The organism is Halorubrum sp. SS7, from assembly GCF_005435055.1.
Lineage (GTDB): Archaea > Halobacteriota > Halobacteria > Halobacteriales > Haloferacaceae > Halorubrum > Halorubrum salinarum.
The window spans coordinates 1-333 of sequence record NZ_SGXV01000452.1; the positions used below are offsets into that span (position 1 = coordinate 1).

At 65.8% G+C, this 333-nt stretch carries 1 protein-coding gene; it reads right to left on the bottom strand.

All coding sequences use genetic code 11. The features are described from left to right. Positions 1–320 (bottom strand): DUF21 domain-containing protein (locus tag EXE44_RS18755; RefSeq protein WP_137718098.1); only part of this gene is annotated, 320 nt, incomplete at its 3' end. Between the last annotated feature and the right edge of the window lie 13 nt (positions 321–333).

Sequence of the window (333 nt, forward strand, 5' to 3'; positions counted from 1 at the left end):
ACGAGGAAGCTGGTACACGCGGTCGTCACCGCGACCGCCGCGCCGGGGGGGAGATAGCTGGCGACGAGGAGCGTCACGATACTGGAGATCGCGATGTTCACGACGTTGTTGCCGACGAGCAGCGTCACCAGCAGCCTGTGGGGATCGTCGCGAAGTTCCTTCAGCGCGAGCGCCCGCGGGTCTCCCGTCTCCGCCCGTCGATCGAACCACGCCGCCGGCAGCGAGAAGATCGCGGTCTCCGAACTGGAGAAGAACGCGCTGACCGCCAGCAACACGGCGACCGTCGCGACTCCGACGACTCCGATCGTGACTCCGACCATACGGCGTATTTAA